This window comes from Corynebacterium lubricantis DSM 45231, assembly GCF_000379425.1.
In the GTDB taxonomy this organism is placed as follows: Bacteria; Actinomycetota; Actinomycetes; order Mycobacteriales; family Mycobacteriaceae; genus Corynebacterium; species Corynebacterium lubricantis.
In genome coordinates this window covers 18,333-32,849 of record NZ_KB902215.1, presented here as the reverse complement: position 1 = coordinate 32,849, position 14,517 = coordinate 18,333, and the positions used below count along the sequence as shown (strand labels likewise).

General features: G+C 60.1%; 12 protein-coding genes. 6 read left to right on the top strand and 6 right to left on the bottom strand.

Features of this window, described 5'->3' with window-relative positions:
• Positions 1-142 precede the first annotated feature (142 nt).
• The 3 genes from A37O_RS0109495 to A37O_RS0109485 are packed head-to-tail and all read right to left on the bottom strand — an operon-like array spanning position 143 to position 2,329.
• On the bottom strand, positions 143-877 hold the full coding sequence (locus tag A37O_RS0109495) for an ABC transporter permease (protein ID WP_018297271.1): 735 nt from the start codon (positions 875-877) through the stop codon (positions 143-145).
• Positions 877-1,869 carry an ABC transporter ATP-binding protein gene (locus A37O_RS15225; RefSeq protein ID WP_018297270.1) on the bottom strand — a complete coding sequence of 331 codons (993 nt, stop codon included), beginning with the start codon at positions 1,867-1,869 and terminating at the stop codon, positions 877-879. The genes A37O_RS0109495 and A37O_RS15225 overlap by 1 nt, the downstream gene beginning before the upstream one ends.
• Entirely contained in the window at positions 1,862-2,329 is a 468-nt protein-coding gene (locus tag A37O_RS0109485) for an NUDIX domain-containing protein (protein WP_018297269.1), read from the bottom strand. The genes A37O_RS15225 and A37O_RS0109485 overlap by 8 nt, the downstream gene beginning before the upstream one ends.
• An 89-nt stretch (positions 2,330-2,418) precedes the next feature.
• Between A37O_RS0109485 and A37O_RS0109480 the strand changes: the two genes are divergently transcribed.
• From A37O_RS0109480 to A37O_RS0109465, 4 genes are all read left to right on the top strand, one after another.
• A complete protein-coding gene (locus A37O_RS0109480; RefSeq protein ID WP_018297268.1) occupies positions 2,419-3,918 on the top strand; it encodes a hypothetical protein in 1,500 nt (499 codons plus the stop codon).
• Positions 3,918-4,925 (top strand): glutamate ABC transporter substrate-binding protein, encoded by a 1,008-nt coding sequence (locus A37O_RS0109475; RefSeq protein ID WP_018297267.1) that lies wholly within the window; start codon positions 3,918-3,920, stop codon positions 4,923-4,925. The genes A37O_RS0109480 and A37O_RS0109475 overlap by 1 nt, the downstream gene beginning before the upstream one ends.
• On the top strand, positions 4,925-7,318 hold the full coding sequence (locus A37O_RS0109470) for a serine/threonine protein kinase (RefSeq protein WP_018297266.1): 2,394 nt from the start codon (positions 4,925-4,927) through the stop codon (positions 7,316-7,318). The genes A37O_RS0109475 and A37O_RS0109470 overlap by 1 nt, the downstream gene beginning before the upstream one ends.
• A gap of 311 nt (positions 7,319-7,629) precedes the next feature.
• The gene (locus tag A37O_RS0109465; protein ID WP_018297265.1) at positions 7,630-8,559 is read left to right on the top strand and encodes a hypothetical protein; all 930 of its coding nucleotides are present in this window, start codon (positions 7,630-7,632) and stop codon (positions 8,557-8,559) included.
• A gap of 5 nt (positions 8,560-8,564) precedes the next feature.
• On the opposite strand, the gene A37O_RS0109460 is transcribed toward A37O_RS0109465, so the two are convergent.
• Both A37O_RS0109460 and pta read right to left on the bottom strand, forming a co-directional pair.
• The gene (locus A37O_RS0109460) at positions 8,565-9,764 is read right to left on the bottom strand and encodes an acetate kinase (protein ID WP_018297264.1); all 1,200 of its coding nucleotides are present in this window, start codon (positions 9,762-9,764) and stop codon (positions 8,565-8,567) included.
• Positions 9,765-11,141, bottom strand: a complete 1,377-nt coding sequence (gene pta / locus A37O_RS0109455; RefSeq protein ID WP_018297263.1) for a phosphate acetyltransferase — start codon at positions 11,139-11,141, stop codon at positions 9,765-9,767.
• 270 nt (positions 11,142-11,411) lie between these two features.
• Here pta and A37O_RS0109450 point away from each other — a divergent pair, with 270 nt between their 5' ends.
• On the top strand, positions 11,412-12,779 hold the full coding sequence (locus A37O_RS0109450; protein ID WP_018297262.1) for an FAD-dependent oxidoreductase: 1,368 nt from the start codon (positions 11,412-11,414) through the stop codon (positions 12,777-12,779).
• Between the two features lie 66 nt (positions 12,780-12,845).
• Complete coding sequence (locus A37O_RS0109445) at positions 12,846-13,328, top strand: GNAT family N-acetyltransferase (RefSeq protein ID WP_018297261.1); 483 nt, start codon at positions 12,846-12,848, stop codon at positions 13,326-13,328.
• On the opposite strand, the gene purT is transcribed toward A37O_RS0109445, so the two are convergent.
• Positions 13,312-14,514, bottom strand: a complete 1,203-nt coding sequence (purT, locus tag A37O_RS0109440) for a formate-dependent phosphoribosylglycinamide formyltransferase (RefSeq protein ID WP_018297260.1) — start codon at positions 14,512-14,514, stop codon at positions 13,312-13,314. The two genes, A37O_RS0109445 and purT, sit on opposite strands and share 17 nt — an antisense overlap.
• Between the last annotated feature and the right edge of the window lie 3 nt (positions 14,515-14,517).

Sequence of the window (14,517 nt, the reverse complement as noted above, 5' to 3'; positions counted from 1 at the left end):
TAACGCACTGCGAAATCTAAAAGCCCAGGTCGCGGTGAGAGAAGTCATGCGAAGTGCACCTCGTGGGGTATGCCCAATGAAAACGCCACGTCCCTTTCTCAGGGACGTGGCGTTTAAGTTGCGCGGGATCTTTTAATCGTCGTTAAGCATCGCGTCGCTCGAGCACGACGATGCCTGCGATCCACAGCACCACGGCCCAGATACCGAAGATGCCGAAGGCCTCCCAAATAGTCCAGTCGGCGCCGGGCGCGTTCATGACGAAATCGTTGATGTTATGCATCGGCAGGTACTTGTACACTGCGTCGCCCACCTTCGGAATCATGCTGACGGCGCTCTCCAGGAAGAGCCACCAGAACAGGACCAAGGTGATTGCGCCGGCGGTCTGGCGCAGGAGCCAGCCAATGCCCTGGCAGAACATCACCATCAAGGCCACTGCCAGCGGCACGGCCCACAACGCGCGGGTCGCGGTTTCCTGCTCGGTCCAGGCGAAGCCGCCATCGACGAGCGCATCGGCCAGCATGTACGAGGCCACAAGGGCCACGAAGGACAAAATGGCGGCGATGACCGCGTAAAGCACGTACTTTGCTACCGCCACTTCCCAGCGCACCGGGGTGACCTGGAAGTTCGTGCCGGAAATTTTGAAGCGGTATTCCGTGGTCACCACCATTGTGGCCATGACGATGATCGCGATCAGCGAGCCGGTCCAGAACGACGAGATGATGAATTCGGAAGCACCGAAGAGCACCGAGTTATCGCCGAGGCCGAAGGTCAGGCCCGTAAAGCCGAGGGCAATGGCCAGGATGAGGCCGGATGTCCACCAAAACGAGGCGGTGGTGCGCAGCTTGGTCCACTCCGCGAGAATATTGCGAACTATCATTAGCGCTCCCCCTCCTGTGCTTCGTTCTGTGTTTCGTTTTGCGTACCAGCCTCAGGGCCAGCCTCAGGGCCGTTGCTGATTCCACCGTGGTACTGCACGGAGTCTTCGGTGGTCGACATGAATGCCTCTTCCAGGGAGGCCTGTCGCTCACTGAGCTCAGAGAGCATGACACCTGTAGAAAATGCCAGGGCGCCGATCTCATCGGAGGAGCGATCCGGAATCTCTAGGGTCGGACGAGAATCCTCGTCGAGCTCCTGATTAAACTCGATCTTCTCGCTGGCCAGCGCCTGCTTGAATTCCTCGATGTGCTGGGTGCGCACAACCGTGGTCACAGTGGAGTGGTCCTTGATGAACTCACGCACCGACGTGTCCGCGACAAGCTTGCCGCGACCAATCACCACAAGATTGTCCGCGGTCAGCGCCATCTCAGAGAGCAGGTGCGAGGACACCAACACGGTGCGCCCCTCGGCTGCCAAGGACTTCAACAGACTACGCACCCAACGGATACCTTCTGGGTCGAGGCCGTTGACTGGTTCGTCCAAAATGAGGACCTCAGGGTCACCGAGCATGGCGCCGGCAATGCCGAGTCGCTGCCCCATACCAAGGGAGAATCCGCCAGACTTCTTGCTGGCAACATCGCTCAGGCCGACGAGGGAGAGCACCTCGTCGACGCGGTTTGTTGAAATTCCCGAAGCCTGAGCCATCCACAACAGATGCGAACGCGCGGAGCGCGCCGGGTGAGTGGCCTTTGCGTCCAGCAAAGCACCCACCTTATGAAGCGGATTTCGGATATTGCGGTAGGACTGCCCATCAATGGTGGCAGTGCCCGCGGTTGGTCGGTCCAGGCCGAGAATCATGCGCATCGTAGTCGATTTACCCGCACCGTTTGGACCAAGAAACCCGGTTACAACACCGGGTTTTACATCAAAGGTGAGATTATCGACTGCCCGGACCTGACCGTATTGCTTTGTCAGGCCACTAATTTCAATCATGACTTCTAGAGTGCCACAAAAGTGTCTCTAATGACTCTTTGAACGCAGGGAGGAGCGGCAATTCGGCGACTTTTTCCAGTTCGACCCAACGAAGCTCTAAGGATTCCTCGTTTGCGTGCGTTTCAATGGGTTCCTCGTCGCGTGTGCGAGCAATGACAGTGGTGTAGGACCAGCCAGACTCGAAGGGCCCGGCCGTGACAACTTCGTCGACGACGCGAACGAGCGCAGTATCAATCGCGGTTTCTTCCACGGCTTCGCGCAGCGCTGTCTCCTGCACAGATTCGTGCGAATCCCGCGCACCCCCAGGTAGCGCCCAGGTTCCGCCGCTCGCGGTCCAGGGTGCGCGGTGCTGCAAGAGAACTCTATTTCCCGCAACAAGGAACAACCCAGCAGCCCCGAAACGGCCCCAGAGCCGGGCGCCACCGGGGCCTGAAACCCAACCATTACCGTCACCAATCATGGTTCTAGACTACGCGAGGAATTCCAACACAACCCCCGACATGTCTCCCCTGGTGGTAATAAGGACACAATTAGCGTTATTGTAAATTCATGACGCGTACCACAGGGGCAGGGGGAGAAGAATTTTCCTCACTGCCCGACGGTGACACGCTTATCGACGATGCCGCCGACGTTCCGGAGCAACCGGTCAGCGAGGGCCTTGACCCTGCTGGCGAAGACGCATGGCTGGATCGCATCCAGGAGAAACCAGAGAAGGAAACGTGGCGCCAGCGCATCGCCAATTCTTTCGCTCAACCCAAACAGTGGTTCAGCCGAACCTGGGCATTTATCAGCACCACCCCCGGCATGATGGTGGCGATTTCTATTCTGCTAACCTTGGCAATCTTCGCCGCCGGCTATGCCATGTCGCAGTCCTCGGCAACACGGCAGAGCTCCTTGGACACCTTGGTCACGGCCACCGAGCCGATGAGTAATTCCTCTCACGTGCTCTATACCTCGTTATCGGCTGCCGATACCGTGGCCACCGCCAGCTTCGTGGAGTTCGGGGCGGAGTCGCCTGCGAGTCGTCGTGAATATTTTGCCGCGATCGACCGCGCCATCGTGGCCGCGAACCAGGTCCTGACCAATTCCTCGTATTCAGACATCACCGAGACCACCGAGATCCAGGAGCTGGTCACCGAGATCCAGCGCGAGATTCCGATCTATTCCGGCATGGTGGAAACCGCGCGCGCGAATAACCGCATGGGTAACCCACTGGGTGCGACGTACATGTCGGATGCCTCATCGCTCATGCGCGAGGGGATGCTACCCAAGGCTTCCAGGCTGTTCGACATCACTCGTCAGCAGGTGGCCACGGAGCAACAACGCCTGACGTTCCCGCAGCTTGTGCCACTGTCTGGATTGCTTGCCGCGATCTTCTTCCTACTGCTGGCACAGTGGTGGCTGGCCGCGACCACGCACCGCCGCTTAAACCAAGGCTTTCTCGCCGCGACGGTATTCATGGCGGCCGCCGTCTTGTGGGTCTCGGCATCGAACTACGGCACCTGGCTCGCCGGCACCCGCGGCTTCGAGGATGCGGCGCAGCCATGGGACGAGCTGACCACCAGCCGGATTGCGGCGCAGGAATCGCGTACCGACGAAACACTCGCCCTGGTGCGTCGCCAGTCCATGAATGAATCGGCGGTGTCCTTCGACAACACCTACGCTCAGGTTTCGTTCGCCCTCGATAATGCGGCAACGGAGAACAACCAGCACCTAATCAACGCTGCCCGGACGAGCCTGGAGGATTGGAGCACCGCCCACTACCAGCTCACCGGGGCCATGGAGAACGGCGACTACGAGGAAGCCGTACGCATCCTGACGGCGCAGTCCGTTCCCGCCGGACGCGATGCGACCGCAGCGATGGCCTTTGATCGACTCGATGCCACTTTGTCGCAGCTGATCTCGGAATCCCGTGAGAGTATGCGCGAGTACATCAACGAGGGCCTCGCGGCGACAAATTTGGTGGCCGCCTCCGTCATGATTTTGTCGTTACTTTCTGTCCTTGCCGTCTGGTTGGGCATTCGCCCGCGAATCCAGGAGTACATGTGATGCGCAAACTGATGGCAGTAATTGCTTTGATGTTGGCCGCGGCGATGGGTCTGGCCGCGTGTGGCACGCCGACGAATCGTTATGCCGTCAGCGAGCCGCCTCCGCTGTATCGCGCTGGCCCGCCGCTGCCGAACGGTGCTATTCGAGAGCCCGCAGATGCACACCAGGCGCAATCTCTTGCTGAGCGCGAGCCATTAGGCTCCCTTGCGCCCACTGGTGACTCACCTGAAGAGCTCGTCCCAGATCTTGTGAAACGCGGCCGAATCATTGTCGGTGTTGATCAGGCTCAGCACCTGTTGAGCTTCCGCAACCCTATTAACGGCAACCTCGAGGGCTTCGAAATCGAGCTCGCCCGTGAGATCGCCCAGGACGTCCTGGGAAGCACGGCGCACGTTGATTTCCGCTTCGTCGACGCCAACGACCGCGCCGACGCGCTCAACCAGGGCCGTGTGGATATGGTGATCCGTACGATGTCGATCAGTCGGGATCGCCAAAATAGCGTGAGCTTTTCCACCCCGTATTTGGAGTCCAACCTGCGGATGTTGGTCCCGCGCGGTTCCAATGTGCGCTCGATGGACACGTTGGGCCACGGCACGGTATGCGTGGCTAACGGATCCACCGCCGTCGATGTCGCGCGCCTCGAGGCACCCGACTCGACCCTGTTGCTCACCGAGAGTTGGGCGGATTGCCTGCTCGCGCTGCAGCAATTCCACGCCGACGCAGTGCTTGCCGACGACACCATCCTCTCCGGAATGGCAGCCCAGGATCCCTCGACAGAGATGGTCTCCCTGCCCTTGTACCGCCAGCAGTACGGTGTCGCGGTGAAACTCGGCAACGACAATCTAGTGCGCCAAATCAATTCCACCATGGAGCGAATCCGGAGGGATGGAACCTGGTGGCGCATTTACAATGATTGGCTCGCTGACTATCTCGCGACGTCAGGGCCGCCACCATTGAACTATCGCGAAGAAGAGCCGAGCACTGAACCGAGCGCGGAGGGGAACTGATGAGCGCAGACAACGAACGCCCAGATCAGGGCCCCGATCGGGGCACCGAGGCAGTCAAGTTTAACCCCTTCGCAGGCGATGAAGACGCCGGTACCTCGGCTGTTGCCTTTGATCCGTTCGCCGACGATGACGACGATGAAGCTAGCACCGGCGACTACGACTCCCTCGGCGACCTTGGCGGCCTGCTCAAAGACTTGGACCAGCTGCGCGATTCCCATGCGCAACCGGAAGACACCTCGGAGCGCTCCCGCAGGGAAGCGATCAGTACGTTTCGCGAGTTGCATGGCACGCAGCGCCAGTCCCGCATGGTGGCCGACGGAATGGTCGAGCTGCCATGGATCCCGCCGACGAAACCTGCCGATGCACTGAAGGATCCCACGAAGTCCGTCAAAGAAAAGGGCATCCCCGCCCCGCAGCTGCGCCCTGGAGACATTCTTGCGGGCCAGTACGAGATCCTGGGCGTGATCGCACATGGTGGCATGGGGTGGATTTACCTTGCCGAGGACCACTTTGTTTCCGAGCGCCTCGTCGTGCTCAAGGGCATGCAGGCCGAGAAATCCGCCGATGAAACCGCCGCCGCGGTTGCCGAGCGCGAGTTTCTCGCGGACATTACGCACCCAGGAATCGTGAAGATTTTCAACTTTATCGACGACCCGCGCGTGCCCGGGGGCTTCATTGTCATGGAGTTCGTCGGCGGTCCCTCTCTGCGCCAGCGGAGGAAAGAATACGAGGACAACCTCTTTCCTATCGACCTCGCCATCGCCTATATCCTGGAGATTCTCCCCGCGCTGGACTACCTGCACTCGCGCGGAGTGGTGTACAACGACCTTAAACCGGACAACGTCATTGTCACCGAAGACCACGTCAAGCTCATCGATCTCGGCGCTGTCTCCGGCATCGGCGCCTACGGTTTTATCTACGGCACGAAGGGTTTCCAGGCCCCCGAGGTCGCCACGGAAGGCCCGTCGATCGCCTCGGATATTTACACCATCGGCCGCACGCTTGCCGCCCTCACGGTCAATCTTCCGAAGCAGAACGGCGTCTACCGCCAGGGCCTGCCTTCTCCGACGAAGGAGCCCACCTTCCGCCGGTTCCTGTCGTTTTATCGCCTGCTGCAACGGTGTTGCCACCCCGACCCGAAGCGCAGGTTCTCGTCGATAAGCGAGCTCGAACCGCAACTTTATGGCGTCCTGCGCGAGGTCATCGCGCTGCGCGACAGCATTACGCACCCCGCGCAGCACTCGCTGTTTTCGCCACAACGTACCACGTTTGGTACGAAGCACCTGGTGTTTCGCACAGATCAGCTCCTCGACGGCATCGACCGGACCGTGGAGATTACCTCGCAGGAAGTCGTCTCGGCGATCCCAACGCCGCTGATCAACCGCGAGGACCCAGCCGCGCCGATTCTGTCGGGTTCGTCCTACGCCGAGCCGCAGGAAACGCTCGAATCGCTGCGCCAGGCCATGCAGACCCCCGAGTACGAGCACTCCGACGAAATCCCCTTCGCCGTCGTGCGCTCCATGCTCGACCTCGGCCTGACCACGCAGGCCCGCGAGTGGCTCCTCTCGCTGTCGGATCGCCTCTCCAGTAACTGGCGCTACCAGTGGTATTCAGGGATCACAGATTTGCTTCTCGACGATTTCACCGCCGCCCAGGCCAGCTTCGTCAGGGTCCTCGAAGTCCTGCCTGGCGAGGCCGCGCCGAAGCTAGCGATCGCGGCCGTCGACGAGCTCCTTTTGCAGGAACAGGGCAATGCCGAGATCGAGCTTCTCGACGACGCTACCGCCCGCGCCACCTCAGGCATCACCTCCCACCTGGGTGCCCTCGACCCGGAGATGTTCGAGGATCTCACGGCCGACTGGACTCATATCACCTCGAATCCCAGGGACCTGCGCTTTAACGCAATGCGTCTGTACTCCCTGGTGTGGCTGACAAACCCCACCACGGTGTCTTCCGCGTTCGGGTTGGCGCGCCAACTCATGGCGGAGCGCCAGGTCGAGCTGGCGGTGGCTGCGTTGGATAAGGTCCCGCAGTCCTCGCGGCACCACAGGATGGCCCAGCTCACGACCATTTTGGACCTGATTTCGGATACTCTCACCGAGTCTCGGATTCGGCGTGCGGCTCGGCGTCTCGAGGAAATCCCGACTAACGAGCCCCGCTTCTTGCAGATCAAGGTCGCCGTGCTCAATGCCGGGCTGAACTTTCTCCGCGACGCCGACGTCGACGCCGCCGCCTCACCCAATCAGCTCTTTGAATACGACTTCACCCAGACAGGTCTGCGCTACGGGCTTTCCTTTACCCTGCGCCAGCAGGCTCGGCTCTCCCCGTACCCGCGGCACCGCTACGCCCTAGTGGATATGGCTAATAAGGTACGGCCGCTGACCTGGTTTTAGGTTCCTTGGGGCCCGTGCGACCTCCCGGGGCCTCCCGGGTGGTCGAAAAGGAGCACTTCGCAAGATATCACCATTATTTGACCTGGGCGTTTGTTTTTCACAGTGCGTTAGGTCCCTTCGCTGGGGACCTAACGCACGACGAAATCTAAAACCCCAGGTCGCTGTGAAAGAAGTCGTGCGAAGTGCTCCTCGTGGGGCGCACCCCACGAAACCCCCGAAGCCAAGAAACCCGGAACCAAGCGCAACCGGCTCGAAACCCCTATCCTCCTGAAGTGGAAGTACTACGAGGGGACAGGAATTCCGGGGGAATCATGGATCCACAAACCATGTACACGCGCGAACAATTGCGCAACAAATACTCACTCAGTAAAAAGCAGTTCGAGCTGCGGGTTTCAACTGGTCAGTTCACACAAATCGCCCGCAATATGTATCTTAAAAATCCGGCCACCCCAGCTGCGTTAGTGCACGCGCTGGCCGAGTCAGAGACGCCCGCGGTTTTCACTGCGAAAACCGCCATGGAATTGCACCAGGAACAGCAACTCACTTTTCCCATTCACGTGCGCGTTCCAGAGACCATGCGCAAACGCGAGACTCCGTATCTGCGCACGTACCCGAAACGGGAAGCTCCGCATAAGCAGATTAAAACCGTGCCCGTTGCCCGACCTGCCGTAGCTGCCCTCGATGCCCACAAGGCCTCCGAGACCAGTCCTGAGGTAGCCGAGTTCCTCCGCATCTCCTACGGCGGCCGCATCGGCAAGGAGAAACTGGCCCAGGACCTCGGCGAACTTTCCCGCGTGCCCGATTCCTTCAAGGAATTCCTGAAAACGATCCGGCTCGGGGCGGACAGCAAGCTGGAGCGCCAGTTCCACCACGCCCTCGAAGGCCGAGGCCTAAAGTTTGAAAATAATGTCCTCATCGAGGGCATAATGTGGGACTTCCAGCACACCACTGAACGCAAGCTCCTCATAGAAATCGGCGCCTACGATTTTCACCGCGAGACCAGCACAAACCTCGGCTGGCAGAACTATATCCGCGACGTATGGAAGGCCAACTGGGCCCAACTCAACGGCTACACGGTGTTGCAGTTCACCGCGAAATGCGTCGACATTGAACTCGGTCGCTGCCTCGACGCTGTGGAGGAAGCCCTCCAGCAGCGCCGGGGCGGTGGTCGTCGATTAGCGTGGCCCGAGCCCTGGAAGTGGCACCGTGGCCTGCGCGAAGACCACTACCACCTCTGGTAGCTGCGCTACTGCTTCGCCAATGCGGTCGCCTTCTGGGCGATGGCGAGCTCCTCGTTGGTAGGTACGACGAAGACGCGCGTCGTCGAATCATCGGTGGAGATCAGGCGCGCACCGTCGCTGCGGGTCTCGTTGCGCTCCGGGTCGATCTTGATGCCGTAGTGCTGCAGACCCGCAAGTGCGTCACGACGAGTGGCCACATCGTTTTCGCCAACACCGGCGGTAAACGAAATCGCATCCACGCGACCCAGCGCAATCATGTACGAACCGATCACGCGGCGCAGCTGATGAATATAGACATCGTAGGCTAAGGCTGCATCATCGTTGTCCTCGTCGATGAGGCGGTGCAGGTCGCGGAAGTCATTCACACCGGACAGGCCCTTCACACCGGACTTGCGGTTGAGCAGGTTATCGATCTCGTCGATGCTCATGCCGCCGTTGCGGGCGAGGTGGAAAATGATACCCGGGTCGATATCGCCACAGCGGGTACCCATGACCAGGCCTGCGAGTGGGGTCATGCCCATCGAGGTGTCAATCGGGTCGCCGCCGCGCACTGCAGAGGCTGACGCGCCGTTGCCCAGGTGCAGCACGATCTGGTTGACGGAACCGGCTGGCATGTCCAGCAACGCAGGAACCTGGCCGGAGACGAACTCGTGGGAGGTGCCGTGGAAGCCGTAACGACGAATCTGGTTCTCGGTAGCAACTTCTGCGTTGATGGCATAAATCGCCGATGAAGGTGGAAGATCGCGGAAGAAGCCGGTGTCGAAGACCGCTACGTGAGGCAGATCTGGGAGCAGCTTACGAGCCACCTCGATACCATCGATATTTGCCGGGTTGTGCAGCGGTGCCAATGGGATTAGGTCCCGGATCATCTCAACGACCTGGTCATTGATCAGCTCGGGATGGGAAAACACCATCCCGCCGTGGACGACGCGGTGGCCCACTGCGGAGACATCGACCTGAGTTGGGCCGGCACCGAGCGAGTCCAGGATCTTCATCGCGGCTTCCAAACCAACGGTGTGGTTTGGCACTGGCTGCTGCACTACGTGCTTGTCGCCTGCGTGCTTGATGGTGATGCGGCCACTTGGCTCGCCGATCTGCTCAACGAGCCCGGAAGCAAATGGTTCTGCCGCGGCATCCGCGGTCGGATCGACGATTTGGAACTTGACCGAGGAGGACCCGGAGTTGATAACAAGAGCGTAAGTCATTTAGTTTGTGCCTCCGGCTTGAATAGCGGTGATTGCAACGGTGTTCACGATGTCTGGAACAGTCGCACCGCGGGAAAGATCGTTGACGGGCTTGTTCATGCCCTGCAGGATGGGACCGACGGCCAGTGCGTCACCGACACGCTGAGCAGTCTTGTAACCGATGTTGCCGGCTTCCAAGTCAGGGAAAACGAAGACGTTGGCATGTCCTGCCACTGGGGATTCCGGCATCTTGCGCTTTGCCACACCTGGGTCGCAGGCCGCGTCGAACTGCAGAGGGCCGTCGACTGCGAGGTTCGGGTCGATCTCGCGGGCCTTGTCTACAGCAGCGCAGGCGCGTTCCACGTCAGGGCCAGCACCGGAGGAACCGGTGGAGTAGGACAAGATGGCGACCTTCGGGTCAATGCCGAACTGTGCCGCGGTGCGTGCGGATACCACAGCGATCTCGCCGAGCTGCTCGCCGGTTGGGTTCGGGTTCACGGCGCAATCACCGAACGCCCAGAGGCGTCCACGCATAACCATGAGGAAGATCGAGGAGACAACGGATGCCTCTGGGGTGGTCTTGATGATCTGCAGTGCAGGGCGAATTGTGTGTGCCGTGGTGTTGGCCGCACCGGAGACCATGCCATCTGCCAGGCCCTTGTGCACCATCATGGTGCCGAAGTAGGAGATGTCCTTCATGGTTTCGCGTGCCTCTTCGATGGTCACGCCCTTCTTCTTGCGCAACTCGACGAAGTCCTGCGCGAATTCCTCCAGCAGAGGAGAAGAGAGGTGATCCAACAGGTGTGCATCTTCCAGATCGACACCGAGCTCGTGTGCGCGGTTTTCCATGTCTTCTGGGTCACCCAGGATGGTGATCCGTGCGATGTCCTGCTTGAGCAATTGGCCTGCTGCCAGGAGAATGCGATCATCGTGGCCCTCAGGCAACACGATGTGGGCACCGACAGCGCGGGCACGCTCCAAGAGTGCTGCCTCAAAGATTGGAGGCGACATCACTGGCTGCGCATCTACCTTGAGGTAGTTCGCAATCTTGGCGGAATCCTGGAGTTCTTCGGCTGTCACCGTGGCTGCAACGACCGCGTGGACGCGCTTCGCGGAACGCTCGCCCAGCTCGGCGTGGCGGCCTTCCCCATCAGTCAACAGGATGAACGGGACACCGAGGGCAGCAGCCGCTTCGGCGTCAAAGGTGTTGTTACCAGTGCCGATGATGAGTGCCGGACCCTCGTCGAGAATGTGAGCGGAGTAGATCGCTCCGAGGGAGGACTCAAAATCATCGAGCTTGACTACGCGTAGACCGAGATCTCTGGCGAGAGAATTCAGATCAATGCCGTCAAAATTCCGGTTCACTGCGGAGACCAATGCTGACCGCTGCTCTGCCATGGGGTTACCTTTCCGTTGGGTGCAGGGGGTGGTTTCTAGATGGTAGAGAAAGTCGTACTTTTTCTGGACCGCGCTCTGCTTTCGCCCTGCGAGAGCAGGGTGTGATGCACGCCCAGGCTTGTGGACCATTGTAGCCCGAAACACACTACACATTTATGCGAAAGTGAATGTAATAACACCAATAATTTTTGGTTCTTCGGCTCAAACCTCCGTCGCCTATACTTTGGTGAGAGGAAAACACATTTAGAACATATTAAGGTGAGGAAATTCATGAGCACTCCCCTACGCGTAGCTGTCGTAGGTTCCGGCCCGGCCGGCATCTACGCCTCTGACCTGTTGGTTAAGTCCGATGTCGAGGTCTCAATCGATTTATTCGAACGAATGCCAGCTCCTTTTGGCCTCATCCGCTACGGCGTTGCCCCCGACCATCCACGCATCAAAGGCATTATTCGTAGCCTCCACAATGTATTGGATAAACCCGAGATTCGCTTGATTGGCAATGTCGAGGTGGGCAAGGACGTCACCGTTGACGAACTTCGCAACTTTTACGACGCGATCATTTTCGCCACCGGCGCCACCGCAGATAAGGACCTACCTATTCCCGGCCACGACCTAGAAGGTCATTACGGCGCGGGCCAGTTCGTCGGCTTCTACGATGGCAACCCCGATTTCACCCGCGAGTGGGACCTCTCGGCGAAACAGGTCGCAGTCGTCGGCGTCGGCAACGTGGCGCTGGACATCGCCCGTATACTCGCCAAAACCGGCGACGAACTGCATGTCACAGAGATTCCTGACAATGTCTATGACAACCTCACCCAAAACGCCGCGCAGGAAGTGCACATCTTCGGTCGTCGCGGCCCTGCTCAGGCGAAGTTCACGCCGCAGGAGCTCAAGGAACTCGACCACTCGGACAACATCGAAGTCGTGGTCAACCCAGAAGACATTGATTACGACGAAGCCTCCGAGCAGGCCCGCCGCAGCTCGAAGTCCGTGGATCTGGTCTGCCAGGTGCTTGAGAGCTACGCCATGCGCGAGCCCAAGGGCGCACCGCACAAGATCTTTATCCACTTCTTCGAGTCGCCGGTAGAAATCCTTGGTGAAGACGGCAAGGTCACAGGCTTCAAAACCGAACGCACTGAGCTCGACGGCAACGGTTCCGTGCGCGGTACCGGCCAGTACACCACTTGGGATGTTCAGGCTGTCTACCGTGCAGTCGGTTACCGCCCCGAGCCAGTCCTGGGCGTGCCTTTCGATTCCAAGAAGTCTGTCATGCCGAACGACAACGGCCACGTCCTCACCGAAGCTGACGGCGAGATCGTCCCTGGTCTCTACACCACGGGCTGGATCAAGCGCGGCCCAGTCGGCCTGATCGGCAACACCAAGTCCGACGCCAAGGACACCACGGCGATGCTCTTAGAAGACCACGCCGCAGGAAAGCTCTCCCAGGCACCCGAGCGCGATGCGCAGGCCATTCTCAATTTCCTGGAGGAGCGCGAGATCCCGATCACCACCTGGGAGGGCTGGGCAAACCTCGACGCTGCCGAGCGCGCCTTTGGCGAAGCCGAGGGCCGCGAGCGCAAGAAGGTCGTGGAGTGGGAGGATATGATCAAGCACGCACACCCGGAGTATGAGATTTAGTCGCTAGGGAAAGTTCACCCAGCGTACCCCTGCTCTTGAAGCAGAAAAGGCGATAAGGTTGAGGTCATGACTAACCTAATATCGGCAGTCCGACTCATCGACCTTTCCGCCCTCGAGGTTCATCAACTCTACAAGTTGCGCGTCGATGTCTTTGTGCATGAGCAGAAGACGCCCTACGCAGAAATCGATGACGCTGATGCCGAGCAGGACACTTGGCACATCATCGCGAAGAAGAACAATAAAATCGTGGGCTATGCCCGCATTTACCCACACGGCAGCGACACGGGCTTTGGCCGTTTCGTGATCCACCCCGACGAGCGCGGCACGGGCCTTGGCCCCGAGGTGTTCCGCGCCGCTATGGAGCGCGCACGCAAGGAATGGCCCGAGCGCGACGTTGTCTTAGACGCGCAAGAGACGTTCCAGGACTTTTACACGGAGCGCGGGTTTAAGCCTGATGGCGAGCTTTACGACGACACCGGCGTGCCACATCAGCCCATGCGTCTTACCGCAGCGGAGTTGGCGTACTACCTCTCTACGCCTGAACAGTAATCTTCTCGGCCGCGGCCTTCGCTCGCTCTTTGGCCTGCTCGATGGTCTCGGCCGTGCTGGTGACAATGCCCATGCGGCGATCAGGGTAACCCGTGGGTTTCCCGAAGAAGCGCACGTCGGTCTCTGGCACGGCGAGCGCATCGGCCACGCCGGTATAAGAAATCGTGTCGGAATCTGCCGGCGCGTGGATATAGCGCGCCGCCCCGGGCGAGACTAGCGTCGAGTCAATAGGCAGGCCTAAAATTGCCCGCGCATGCAGGTCAAACTGCGAGAACCGCTGGGTCTGCGTGGTCAGGCTGCCCGTGTCGTGCGGGCGCGGGGTGACGGAAGAGAAGTACACGTCGTCGCCCGCCACGAAGAGTTCAATACCATAGACACCGCGCCCGCCGAGGGCGTTGGTGATGCGAGCGGCCATGGAGCGCGCGTTGTCCATCGCGCCATCCGACATCGGTGCCGGTTGCCAGAATTCCACCAGCCGGCCGTGGGAGTGCTTGCGCCCAATGGGTTCGCAGAACCACGTGGCCAGCTCGCCTGTGCGCGGATCAATCGAGCGCACCGCCAGGATGGTCACCTCGAAGTCGAAGTTCACAAAGCGCTCGACGCTGACGTGGTTATTCGGCGAGTCCGGTTGGTTCGCCTCGTCCCAGGCCTGTTGCACACCTTCGGCGTCGCGCAGGAGGGTATGTCCGCGCCCCGAGGTGGAAATTGCGGGCTTGACAATGCAGGGGTAGCCCAATTCATCCGCGGCTGCGCGCACCTGTTCGGGGGAGGAGGCGAAGCGATACGCGGTCGTCGGCAAGCCAAGCTCTTCGCTCGCTACACGACGAATGCCCTCGCGCGACACCGTCAACTCGCACGCGCGGGCCGAAGGCACGACCATCGCCTTGCCTGACTCCTCGGCGCGGGCCAGGACCTCGGCGGCGACGGTTTCGATCTCGGGGACGATGTAATCCGGCTGGATCTTCTCAATGAGCTGCTCGATCTGCCCGGCGTTCATTGTGTCCGCGACATACGCGTAGTGCGCCGACTGGTGTGCGGGCGCATTCGCGTATTGATCAACCGCGTGGACCTCGAGACCCAGGCGCTGAAAGGACAACGTGAGTTCCTTCCCAATCTCGCCGCTGCCCAGAAGCAGCACTTTGGTGGCGTTGGGGGTCATCGGGGTGCCCAGCGGCTGTGCAACCATGTG

What these genes read in the sequence shown, in the direction of transcription:
- purT (WP_018297260.1), bottom strand. Translation starts at nt 14,514, where the DNA reads ATGGTTGCACAGCCGCTGGGCACCCCGATGACCCCCAACGCCACCAAA.
- A37O_RS0109445 (WP_018297261.1), top strand. Translation starts at nt 12,846, where the DNA reads ATGACTAACCTAATATCGGCAGTCCGACTCATCGACCTTTCCGCCCTC.
- A37O_RS0109485 (WP_018297269.1), bottom strand. Translation starts at nt 2,329, where the DNA reads ATGATTGGTGACGGTAATGGTTGGGTTTCAGGCCCCGGTGGCGCCCGG.
- A37O_RS0109460 (WP_018297264.1), bottom strand. Translation starts at nt 9,764, where the DNA reads ATGACTTACGCTCTTGTTATCAACTCCGGGTCCTCCTCGGTCAAGTTC.
- A37O_RS0109470 (WP_018297266.1), top strand. Translation starts at nt 4,925, where the DNA reads ATGAGCGCAGACAACGAACGCCCAGATCAGGGCCCCGATCGGGGCACC.
- A37O_RS15225 (WP_018297270.1), bottom strand. Translation starts at nt 1,869, where the DNA reads ATGATTGAAATTAGTGGCCTGACAAAGCAATACGGTCAGGTCCGGGCA.
- A37O_RS0109450 (WP_018297262.1), top strand. Translation starts at nt 11,412, where the DNA reads ATGAGCACTCCCCTACGCGTAGCTGTCGTAGGTTCCGGCCCGGCCGGC.
- A37O_RS0109480 (WP_018297268.1), top strand. Translation starts at nt 2,419, where the DNA reads ATGACGCGTACCACAGGGGCAGGGGGAGAAGAATTTTCCTCACTGCCC.
- A37O_RS0109475 (WP_018297267.1), top strand. Translation starts at nt 3,918, where the DNA reads ATGCGCAAACTGATGGCAGTAATTGCTTTGATGTTGGCCGCGGCGATG.
- A37O_RS0109495 (WP_018297271.1), bottom strand. Translation starts at nt 877, where the DNA reads ATGATAGTTCGCAATATTCTCGCGGAGTGGACCAAGCTGCGCACCACC.
- A37O_RS0109465 (WP_018297265.1), top strand. Translation starts at nt 7,630, where the DNA reads ATGGATCCACAAACCATGTACACGCGCGAACAATTGCGCAACAAATAC.
- pta (WP_018297263.1), bottom strand. Translation starts at nt 11,141, where the DNA reads ATGGCAGAGCAGCGGTCAGCATTGGTCTCCGCAGTGAACCGGAATTTT.